This is a genomic window from Stenotrophomonas sp. SPM (assembly GCF_003105135.1).
Lineage (GTDB): Bacteria > Pseudomonadota > Gammaproteobacteria > Xanthomonadales > Xanthomonadaceae > Stenotrophomonas.
This window is the reverse complement of the sequence record NZ_QETL01000024.1, coordinates 32,363-42,764: the sequence shown is the minus strand read 5'-3', so window position 1 is coordinate 42,764 and position 10,402 is coordinate 32,363. Positions and strand designations below refer to the sequence as shown.

Genomic DNA, 10,402 nt, shown 5'->3' with positions numbered 1-10,402 from the left:
TGCGCACCCCATCCCGCCCGGCCCTGACAGTTTCCTGCGCGCGGCAGCCACGGAAGAGAATCAAAAGATCGAAGGCAGGCTCTCGTTGTAGAGCCGAGCCCATGCTCGGCTGCTGTACGCGCGAGTCTTGAGCCGAGCATGGCTCGGCTCTACAGAAGATCACTCCGATCACTCTTTCGATATCCACGCATGGCGTGGCTCTACTGTGCCGACCAACGGTCGGCCCCCACCCTCAACCGGACCCACCCCGCCATCCCACGAATAGCGGGCTCTTGATCTTGCTCTGGCCTCGGCAGGTGCAGGGCGCAGCCCTGCATCAAAACCCACCCTTACTTCTTCAGGAAGTTGTCCACCAGCAGGTGCTTCACATCATCGAAGCGGCCATTCAACACCGCCTTGGCCGCATACAGCGCCGTGCCCGCCACCTGCTTGGCTTCGATCTGCGGCGGCATCACCAGCTCCGCGCGACTGGTGTGCACATCCAGCAGGGCCGGGCCGCGCTGGGCCAGGAAGTCCAGCACCGCTTCCTCCAGGTCCTCGCTGCGGGTCACCGTGCGGCCGTGGAAGCCGATCACCTCGGCCAGGCGACCGAAATCGGGATTCTTCAGGTCGGTGTAGTTGTCCAGCAGGCCCTCCACCTTCTGCTCCAGCTCGACGAAATTCAGCGAGCCGTTGTTGAACACCACCACCTTGATCGGCAGGTTTTCCTGCACCGCGGTCAGCAGGTCGCCCAGCAGCATCGCCAAGCCACCATCGCCGGACAGGGAAATCACCTGCCGGCTGGGGAATGCCTTCTGCAGGCCCAGCGCCTGCGGCATCGCGTTGGCCATCGTGCCGTGCAGCAGGCTGGTCAGGGTGCGGCGGCGGCCGTTCACCCGGATATGGCGCAGTACCCAGACCATCGGCGAGCCACCATCGGCAGTGAACAGCGCATCGTCGCTGGCGTGCTTCGACAGCAGCGCAGTCAGGTGCTGCGGGTGGATCAGCTCGCCTTCGCCCGGCTGTTCTTCCTGCTCGCGCTTCTGCAGCGCCTTGTCGCGGTGGGTGATGCACTCGTCGAGAAAGGTGCTGTCCTCGCGCGGCGGCAGCATCGGCAGCAGCGCGTCCAGGGTCGGTGCGATATCGCCCACCACGCCGAGGTTGACCGGGTGGCGACGGCCCAGGTGGCTGCCATCGCGGTCGACCTGGATGATCGTCGCCTTGTCCGGGTAGAACTGGCCCCAGGCAAAGTCCGCGCCGAGCAGCAGCAGCGTGTCGCACTCCATCAGCGTGTGGAAGCCCGACTCGATGCCGAAGATGCCGGTCATGCCCATGTTGTAGGGGTTGTCCGGCTCGACGAAATCCTTGGCACGCGAGGTGTGCGCCACCGGCGCCTGCAGCCGCCGTGCGAGTTCCAGCAGCTGCGCATGCGCGCCCTGGCAGCCGGCGCCGGCATAGATGCCGATGCGCTTGCCCTGCCCCAGCAGCTCGGCGATGCGCTGCAGCTCCGCATCGGAGGGGCGAAGTACTGACTGGGCGTAATGCACCGAGAACGGCACATCGTGCTTCACCTCGGCCTCGCTGATGTCCGCCGGCAGGATCACCACCGCCACGCCGCGACGGCTGATCGCAGCCTGGCAGGCCAGCGCCACCACGCGTCGTGCCTGTTCGGGGCTGTGCACCTGCTCGCAGAACACCGTGCAGCTGCCATACACCGCTTTGAAATCCACTTCCTGCGGAAACTCCATGCCCAGTTCGCTGGTGACGATCTGGCTGGCGATCAGCACCATCGGTGCGCGGTTACGGTTGCTTTCGAAGATGCCGTTGATGAAGTGCAGGCCACCGGGCCCGCACGAGCCCGCGCAGGCAGTCAGCTGCCCGCTCACCAGCGAATCGGCACCGGCGGCAAACGCAGCCACCTCTTCGTGGCGCACGTGCACCCATTCGATATCGCTGCGATGCATCGCATCGGTTACGTGGTTCAAGGTATCGCCCACGATGCCGTAACAGCGGCGGACACCCGCCTGCTGGAGGGTGTCGATGACGATCTCTGCAACGCGCTTGGTCATGAGGGCACAGCCGGTTCGGGGGAGAAACCCGAGGCTAGACCCGGCCAGGTGATGCTCCCGTGGGCAAGAAGCCGACCGCCTTGTTGAGCAAACTGCGGACCGGCGACGCGTCAATCGTTGACGTTGATCCAGCCTTCGATCGCGCCGTGCTTGGGGCTGCGGTAGCGCAGCTTCACCCAGCCGTCCTGCTCATCCAGCATCTCCACGCGGTCGCCCTGCACCAGGTAGCGCTTGGTGCTGGCGGCAGCGGGCCGGTCGAACAGGAACAGGCGCTTGGGCACCACCGTGGCCTGCTGGCCGCGCAGCGGTTCGCCAGTGGCGGGCGCGCTCAACCCATCGGCAATGGCACTTTCCAGCACGTGGCCGGATACATCGTGGGTACGCCATACCGCGAGCGGCCCCTGTTCGTCGGCCTGCTCCCACTGCAGGGCGGTATCAAGCGCATCGCCCAGCCGCAGCACGTCTTCGGAGCGATACAGGTACAACTTCGTACCGTCGAACCGATACTGGTCCGTGTACCACATCGGTCCACTGCGGCAGCTGCTGGTCAGGGTGCGGGTGGCGGCGTCGACGGTCAGGCCCATCAGGCCGCCGCAGTTGTCATGCCCGTGGGTTTCGGCCTGCAGCGCGCGGAATCCGCCGCTGGCCGGATCGAGCCGATACACCGCCACCGCTTCGTTGACCATGCCGACCGACGCCCGCGCCACCAGTTCGGCACGCCCGTCGAAATCAACATCCTCGGCCGACAGCCGGGAATTGCCGTCGGCGTCAGGGGCACCCGGCAGGCTCAGCCGTGTGCCCGAGGGCAGAAGCTGCACGTCGATGCTGCCGTCCTCGATTACCTCAGCCTGCACGCGAACGCCGGGCGCTGCCTCGAAGCGCAACGGCGCATCGCTGTCAGCAGCCTGCGCCAGCGGCACCAGCAGACCCGCCAGCAGCATGCCAACCACCGTCTCGCTGTGTTTCATCGTCATTCCCTGCGGCGCCAGGCTGGCGCCTCCAGGTCAGAACGATACGTCAACCGCCTGCCGCGACCACAGCACCGACTGGTGCTTGGTCTGCTGCTTCCACGCCAGGCGGATGGCTTCGATGTCGGCGCGGCGCTGCGGGCTGTCTTCGTGCAGCACCACCAGCACCTTGGTGCGCAGGCGGTTGGGCGAGGCATCGCCGCGGAACAGCCACTGGCCGTAGGCATCAAACACGGTCAGGCCATCGGGGAAGCGCGGGGTCACTTCCTTGTCCAGGAACGCGCGCCATTGCGCCTCGCTGATGGTATCGGCCTGCGGACGGTCGCCGGCACCCTGCTCCTCGCCCACGCCGAAGTACAGCTCGCTGCGCACCCAGCCCGTGCCGTTGGACGGCCGCGCGGCATCGCCCTGCATCTCGGCGGTAGCGGCGTAGGCGCTGGGTGTCTTCGAGGACAGGCTGGCGCAGCCGCTGGTGGCCAGCAGCACGGCAAAGATCAGGCCAAGGTGTTTCATGGGGGACAGCACTCCGGGGAAGGGGAAAAAGCGGATCGAAGGGGCACGGAGGGTACACCTGCGTTTCGGTTGCGGTTGCAACCGATCACTCATGCCACAGGGGCATCAGCTGATGCGATCGGAAACGGGGCTTGCGTCACACCCCCTCCTCACGCCAAGATAATATATCGCTTCATCCGGATGGATGTAAGTGAAACCATCTCTCCCCCCGCCCCTTCCCCACGTCGTAGTTGCTGGAGTCCGCATGTCCCTCCGCCTGTCCGCGTCGCCGCTCGGCCTCGCCATCGCGCTCGCCCTGTCCCCTGCCCTGGCCTCTGCCCAGGATGCAGCCACCAACCTGGACACGGTGATCGTCACCGGTACCCGCGCCGCTGACCGCACCGTGCTCGAATCCACCTCGCCGGTGGACGTGCTCACCGCCGAGGACATCCGCAAGGCCGGCGTGGTCAACGGCGAGCTGGGCAGCGCGCTGCAGGCCCTGCTGCCGTCGTTCAACTTCCCGCGCCAGTCCAACTCCGGCGGTGCCGACCACGTGCGTGCCGCGCAGCTGCGCGGCCTGTCGCCGGACCAGGTGCTGGTGCTGGTGAACGGCAAGCGCCGCCACCACACCGCGCTGGTCAACACCGACAGCAAGATCGGCAAGGGGACCACCCCGGTCGACTTCAACTCGATCCCGGTCAGCGCCATCAAGCGCATCGAAGTGCTGCGTGATGGCGCCGGCGCGCTGTACGGCTCCGATGCGGTGGCCGGCGTCATCAACGTGATCCTGGACAACGGCGGCGACGGCGGCGAGATCGAAGCCAGCTACGGTGCCAACCACACCGATCTCAAGCCGATCGGCCGCACCCTCACCGATGGCCAGACCGGCAACTTCAGCGCCAAGGTCGGCACTTCGCTGGGCGACGATGGCGGTTTCCTGCGCGTGGGCCTGGAATACAAAAAGCGCAACGGCACCAACCGCGCCGGTTTCGACCAGATTCCGCCGTGGGACCAGACCGACGCCAACCTGGCGCTGCAGGGCAAGCGCAATTATGTGCTCGGCGATGGCGCCAGCAAGGACATCAACCTGTGGCTGAACACCGAGATCCCGGTGGGCAAGACCGCCACGTTCTATGCGTTCGGCACCTTCAACCAGCGTGATACCGAAGGCGCGAACTACTTCCGCTACCCCGACAGCGACGCCAACTGGAAGGAGGTGTACCCGAACGGCTACCGCCCGATTTCCGAAGGCGAGAACCGCGACGTGCAGGCCGTGGCAGGCGTGCGCGGCCAGTGGGGCGAATGGAGCTACGACGGCAGCGTGGATTACGGCCAGAACGACTTCACCTACCGCCTGCGCGATTCGATCAACGCTTCGCTGGGCCCGACCAGCCCGACCCGCTTCAAGACCGCTGATTACCAGTACGCACAGACCGTGGGCAACCTCGACCTGAGCCGCGTGTTCTCGCAGAGCGACAGCGTCACCCACACCCTGGGCCTGGGCGCGGAAGTGCGCCATGAGCGCTACCAGACCCGTCCGGGCGACCCGTCCAGCTACGCGGCCGGCCCGTACACCGATCGCCCGACCGGCTCGCAGGCCGGTGGCGGCCTGACCCCGCAGGACGCCGCTTCATTGGCGCGTGACGTGGCCAGTGCCTATGCCAGCCTGGCCAGCCAGTTCGGCGACCACTTCTCCACCGACCTGGCCGCACGCTACGAGCACAGCGACGACTTTGGTGGCGAGCTGACCGGCAAGCTGGGCCTGCGCTACGAGTTCACCCCGGCCTTCGCCCTGCGCGGTGCCATCTCCAACAACTTCCGCGCGCCGTCGCTGGCGCAGATCGGCTACGAATCCACCTCCACCGGCTACAACGCCGCCGGCCAGCTGGTGCAGGGCCGCCTGCTGTCGGTCAACAACCCGATCGCCCGTGGCCTCGGTGCGCAGGACCTGAAGCCGGAGAAGTCGCTGAACACCTCGCTGGGGTTCACCAGCCGCATCGGTGAACACTTCGACCTGTCGCTGGACTTCTTCCAGATCGACATCGACGATCGCATCGCGCTGTCGGAAAGCATCACCGGCGATGCGCTGACCAATTTCGTGGCCGCCAACTACGGCGTTACCGGCCTGCAGAGCGCCAGCTTCTTCGTCAACGCCGCCGACACCCGCACCCGCGGTGCCGAGCTGGTGACCAACTGGCGCCAGGCGCTGGGCGATGGCCAGCTGCTGCTGACCGGCACCTACGCCTACACCAAGACCACGCTGAAGAACGTGCTGGCCACCCCGGCCCAGCTGCAGGCGCTGGACGCGGACTACGTGCTGTTCGGCATCGAAGAAACCAACACGCTGACCGATGCGACCCCGCGTACCCGTGCCAGCCTGTCGGCCGCCTGGAGCAACGACCACTGGTCGCTGAGCAGCCGCGTCAACCGCTACGGCAGTGCCACCCGCGTGTTCAACTTCGGTGATGGCTATATTCCGCGCCAGACCTACCAGGCCGAATGGCAGCTGGATGCCGAAGTGGAATACCGCTTCAGCAAGCAGTGGAGCGTGGCCATCGGCGGGCAGAACCTGACGGACAACTATCCGGACAAGTCCAACGAGGATATCTACTACTACGGCAATCTGCCGTACGACGTACTGTCGCCGATCGGCAGTAACGGCGCGTACTACTACGGCCGCGTGCGTTACACGTTCTGACCGCTCTCGGTGGGTGTGAAACCCACCCCTTCTGGTGGGTGCGGACCGTTGGTCCGCACCACCCTCCGTGCCGACCAACGGTCGGCACCTACTCACCTTTTCTGGTGGGTGCGGACCGGCCGGTTGGCAACGGTCGGCCCCACCGGACAATGATCGGCATCCCCGACGAATTGTCGCCTCGCCTCGACCTGCCCTACACGCCGCTGCTGGCAATCTGGTCGGTATGGCTGAACCGCTCCCCCTGCGTCCGCCACCGCCATTGCTGGACGACGCCTGTGCGTTGTTCCTCGATGTCGACGGCACCCTCATAGAATTCGCTGCGCGCCCGGATGCCGTGCAGCTCCTGCCTGATGTGCGTGAAGCCATCGGCCGTATCAGTGACCGCCTCGAAGGCGCGGTCGCCCTCGTCAGTGGCCGCCCACTGGAACAGCTGGACCAGCTGTTCGCTCCCCTGCAACTGCCGGCCGCCGGCCTGCACGGCCACGAACTGCGTGGCGAGGATGGGCGCGTGCTGCGTGAAGAACAGGACGACGACACCGCCGAATGGCTGCATGCCCTGCACCAGCAGGCCATGCGCTTCGCGCATGGTTACCCCGGCGTGCTTGTGGAAGAAAAAGGCGCTGGCATGGCCCTGCACTGGCGGGGTGCGCCGCATGCCGCCAACGAGGTCCGCACGTTCGCCGAACGCCATGCCCGCGGCCGGCCAAGCTATCGGCTGCAGCCCGGAGACCACGTGATTGAATTCGTGCCCGTCGGCACCGACAAGGGCCGCGCCGTGCGCCGGCTGATGCAGTACCTGCCCTTCCGTGGCCGCCTGCCGGTGTTCCTCGGTGATGACCTCACCGATGAGTTCGGGTTCGAGGCCGCCAACGGACAGCACGGCTGGAGCGTGCTGATCGGCGAACGTGAACCCAGCGCGGCGGTGTTCGCGCTGCCTGACATACGCAGCGTGCACGCCTGGCTGCGTGAAAATGCGTATTGACCCGGCCACCCCACGGCCGCAACCGAGATGTACCGCGTGATGACCCAACCCGATCTTGATCTGGGCGTGGTCGGCAACGGCAGCTTCGGCGCCCTGGTCGACAAACATGCCCGCGTTGTCTGGAGCTGCCTGCCCACCTTCGACGGCGACCCCACCTTCTGCGCCCTGCTCGGGCCCAACCAGCAGACCGGCGGCGACTTCGCCATCGAGCTGGAAGACTTCGCCAGCAGCGAACAGGAATACCTGACCAACACCGCGATCCTGCGCACCGTGCTGCATGACAGCCACGGCGGCTCGCTGGAAATCCTCGATTTCGCCCCGCGCTGGCGGCAGAACGACCGCTTCTACCGGCCGGTCAGCCTGATCCGCCAGGTACGCCCGCTGACCGGCAGCCCGCGCATCACCGTGCTGGCGCGCCCCTTGGCCGACTGGGGCGCACGCGTGCCCGAATCGACCTGGGGCAGCAACCACGTGCGCTGGATCCTGCCCGAGCACGTGCTGCGGCTGACCACCGACGTGCCCGTGCGCATGGTGCGCGAGGGCCTGCCGTTCGTGCTCAACCACCCCGTCCACCTGATCCTGGGCGTGGATGAATCGCTCAACCGCTCCATCAGCGGCTACGTCCAGGAAGCCTTCCAGCGCACCGCCAATTACTGGCGCGAATGGGTGCGCTACCTGTCCATTCCGCTGGAGTGGCAGGACGCGGTCATCCGCAGCGCGATCACCCTGAAGCTGTGCCAGTACGAGGACAGCGGCGCGATCATCGCGGCGATGACCACGTCCATTCCCGAGGCGCCCGGCAGCGTGCGCAACTGGGATTACCGCTACTGCTGGCTGCGCGATGCGGCCTTCGTGGTGCGTGCGCTGAACCGCCTCGGCGCCACCCGCACGATGGAACAGTTCCTCGGCTACATCTTCAACCTGGCCACCACCGACGGCACGTTGCAGCCGCTGTACGGCATCGGCTTCGAAGCCAAGCTGGACGAGGATGAAGTACCCACGCTGTCCGGCTACCGCGGCATGGGCCCGGTGCGCCGCGGCAACCTGGCCTGGGTACAGCGCCAGCACGATGTCTACGGCAGCGTGGTACTGGCATCGACCCAGCTGTTCTTCGACCGCCGCCTGCAGGATCCGGGCGATGCGCACACCTTCGCGCGCCTGGAACCGCTGGGCGAGCAGGCGTTTGCGCTGCACGACGTGCCCGATGCAGGCCTGTGGGAATTCCGCGGCCGCACCGAAGTGCATACCTACACCAGCGCGATGTGCTGGGCGGCCTGTGACCGCCTGTGCAAGATCGCCGTGCGCCTCAAGCTCGACGACCGCGCGAACTACTGGCGCGAGCGTGCCGACACCATCCACGCACGCATCATGGAAAAAGCGTGGAGCGAAGACCTCGGCCACTTCACCGATACCTTCGACGGCCACCGCCTGGATGCCTCGTTGCTGCTCCTGGCCGACATCGGCTTCATCGATGCGCTGGACGCGCGCTTCATTGCCACCGTCGAAGCCATCGGCCGCGATCTCAAGCACGGCAATTCGCTGTACCGCTACGTGGCGCCGGATGACTTCGGCGAACCGGAAACCAGCTTCACCATCTGCACGTTCTGGTACATCGACGCACTGGCAGCGATCGGTCGCATGGACGAAGCGCGCGAGATGTTCGAGCTGCTGCTGAAGCAGCGCAACCACCTGGGCCTGCTGTCCGAGGATCTGGCCTTCGATGGCGGCGAAGCCTGGGGCAACTTCCCGCAGACCTATTCGCACGTCGGCCTGATCACCGCCGCCATGCGCCTGTCGCGTTCCTGGCAGGAGGCCTCGTGAGCCGTCTGGTGGTTGTCTCCAACCGGGTCGCGGTGCCCGGGGAAAGCCGCGCCGGCGGCCTCGCCGTGGGCCTGCTGGCCGCGCTGAAAGAGCGCGGCGGCATGTGGTTCGGTTGGAGCGGCAAGAACGCGAAGGATGCCAGCGGCACGCTGCACCAGCAGAAGGACGGTGACATCGAGTACGTCACCATGGACCTGGCCAAGCGCGATGTGGATGGCTACTACAACGGCTTCTCCAACCGTACGCTGTGGCCGCTGCTGCACTTCCGGCTGGATCTGGTCGACTACGACCGCGGCACCCGCGAGACCTACCACAAGGTCAATGCGCTGTTCGCCGACAAGCTCGCGCCGCTGCTGCGCGAGGACGATATCGTCTGGATCCACGATTACCACCTGATTCCGTTGGGCGCGATGCTGCGCGAGCGTGGCATCGGCTGCAGGATCGGTTTCTTCCTGCACATCCCGATGCCGTCGGCCGACCTGCTCCAGGCCATGCCCGACCACCTGCGGCTGTTCTCTTCGCTGTACGCCTACGACCTGGTCGGCTTCCAGACCCAGCGCGATGCCGACCGCTTCCAGACCTACCTGCGCCTGTTCGGCGGCGGCCGCGTACTGGAAGATGGCCGGCTGGAAGCCCCGGGCGGGCGCCGTTTCCGCGCGGCCGCCTTCCCGATCGGCATCGATACCGACCTGATTGCCCGCCAGGCCGCCACGGCAGCGACCAAGCCCTCGGTGAAGAACCTGCGCAGCAGCCTGCGTGACCGCCAGCTGGCGATCGGCGTGGACCGCCTGGATTATTCCAAGGGCCTGCCCGAACGCTTCCAGGGCTTCGAGCGCTACCTGGAGCGGCACCCCGACCAGCGCGGCTCGCTGACCTACCTGCAGATCGCCCCGGTGTCGCGTGGCGATGTCACCGAGTACCGGCAGCTGCGCAGCCAGCTGGAACAGATCGCCGGGCACATCAACGGCGGCCATGCCGAGCCCGACTGGACGCCCCTGCGCTACGTCAACCAGAACTTCACCCACGCCACGCTGACCGGTTTCTACCGCGCTGCGGCGGTGGGCCTGGTGACTCCGCTGCGTGATGGCATGAACCTGGTGGCCAAGGAGTACGTCGCCTCGCAGGACCCGGACGATCCTGGCGTGCTGGTGCTGTCATTGCTGGCCGGTGCGGCCGACGAACTGAAGCAGGCGCTGCTGGTGAACCCGCACGACCTGGACGGCGTGGCCGATGCCATCGCCACCGCGGCAACGATGTCGCTGCGCCGCCGCCAGGAACGCTGGCACGCGATGATGGACCACCTGCGGACGTACGACATCAACCACTGGCGCCGCAGCTACCTGGAAGCACTGGAAGGGTAACCGCTCCTGTTCTTGTAGAGTCGAGCCATGCT

The 10,402-nt window shown here is 66.5% G+C and carries 7 protein-coding genes; 4 read left to right on the top strand and 3 right to left on the bottom strand.

From position 1 onward, the window contains the following. Nucleotides 1-329 precede the first annotated feature (329 nt). From DCO49_RS07980 to DCO49_RS07970, 3 genes are all read right to left on the bottom strand, one after another. Nucleotides 330-2,048 (bottom strand): thiamine pyrophosphate-dependent enzyme, encoded by a 1,719-nt coding sequence (locus tag DCO49_RS07980; protein WP_116863580.1) that lies wholly within the window; start codon nt 2,046-2,048, stop codon nt 330-332. Nucleotides 2,049-2,158: 110 nt separating this feature from the next. Next, nucleotides 2,159-3,016 carry an SH3 domain-containing protein gene (locus DCO49_RS07975; RefSeq protein WP_116863582.1) on the bottom strand — a complete coding sequence of 286 codons (858 nt, stop codon included), beginning with the start codon at nt 3,014-3,016 and terminating at the stop codon, nt 2,159-2,161. Between the two features lie 36 nt (nt 3,017-3,052). Beyond that, nucleotides 3,053-3,529 (bottom strand): DUF3574 domain-containing protein, encoded by a 477-nt coding sequence (locus DCO49_RS07970; RefSeq protein WP_116863579.1) that lies wholly within the window; start codon nt 3,527-3,529, stop codon nt 3,053-3,055. Nucleotides 3,530-3,773: 244 nt separating this feature from the next. On the opposite strand from DCO49_RS07970, the gene DCO49_RS07965 reads away from it, so the two are divergent. The 4 genes from DCO49_RS07965 to otsA all read left to right on the top strand — a co-directional run bounded on the left by DCO49_RS07965 (nt 3,774) and on the right by otsA (nt 10,370). Next, nucleotides 3,774-6,206 carry a TonB-dependent receptor gene (locus tag DCO49_RS07965; RefSeq protein WP_116863578.1) on the top strand — a complete coding sequence of 811 codons (2,433 nt, stop codon included), beginning with the start codon at nt 3,774-3,776 and terminating at the stop codon, nt 6,204-6,206. Nucleotides 6,207-6,429: 223 nt separating this feature from the next. After that, nucleotides 6,430-7,188, top strand: a complete 759-nt coding sequence (gene otsB, locus DCO49_RS07960) for a trehalose-phosphatase (RefSeq protein WP_116863577.1) — start codon at nt 6,430-6,432, stop codon at nt 7,186-7,188. A gap of 39 nt (nt 7,189-7,227) precedes the next feature. Further along, a complete protein-coding gene (locus tag DCO49_RS07955; RefSeq protein WP_116863581.1) occupies nt 7,228-9,009 on the top strand; it encodes a glycoside hydrolase family 15 protein in 1,782 nt (593 codons plus the stop codon). After that, nucleotides 9,006-10,370: an alpha,alpha-trehalose-phosphate synthase (UDP-forming) gene (gene otsA / locus DCO49_RS07950; RefSeq protein ID WP_079222928.1), complete on the top strand. Its 1,365-nt coding sequence runs from the start codon at nt 9,006-9,008 to the stop codon at nt 10,368-10,370. Before DCO49_RS07955 ends, otsA begins: the two co-directional genes overlap by 4 nt. Nucleotides 10,371-10,402 lie beyond the last annotated feature (32 nt).

What these genes read in the sequence shown, in the direction of transcription:
- DCO49_RS07975 (WP_116863582.1), bottom strand. Translation starts at nt 3,016, where the DNA reads ATGAAACACAGCGAGACGGTGGTTGGCATGCTGCTGGCGGGTCTGCTG.
- DCO49_RS07965 (WP_116863578.1), top strand. Translation starts at nt 3,774, where the DNA reads ATGTCCCTCCGCCTGTCCGCGTCGCCGCTCGGCCTCGCCATCGCGCTC.
- DCO49_RS07970 (WP_116863579.1), bottom strand. Translation starts at nt 3,529, where the DNA reads ATGAAACACCTTGGCCTGATCTTTGCCGTGCTGCTGGCCACCAGCGGC.
- otsB (WP_116863577.1), top strand. Translation starts at nt 6,430, where the DNA reads ATGGCTGAACCGCTCCCCCTGCGTCCGCCACCGCCATTGCTGGACGAC.
- DCO49_RS07980 (WP_116863580.1), bottom strand. Translation starts at nt 2,048, where the DNA reads ATGACCAAGCGCGTTGCAGAGATCGTCATCGACACCCTCCAGCAGGCG.
- DCO49_RS07955 (WP_116863581.1), top strand. Translation starts at nt 7,228, where the DNA reads ATGACCCAACCCGATCTTGATCTGGGCGTGGTCGGCAACGGCAGCTTC.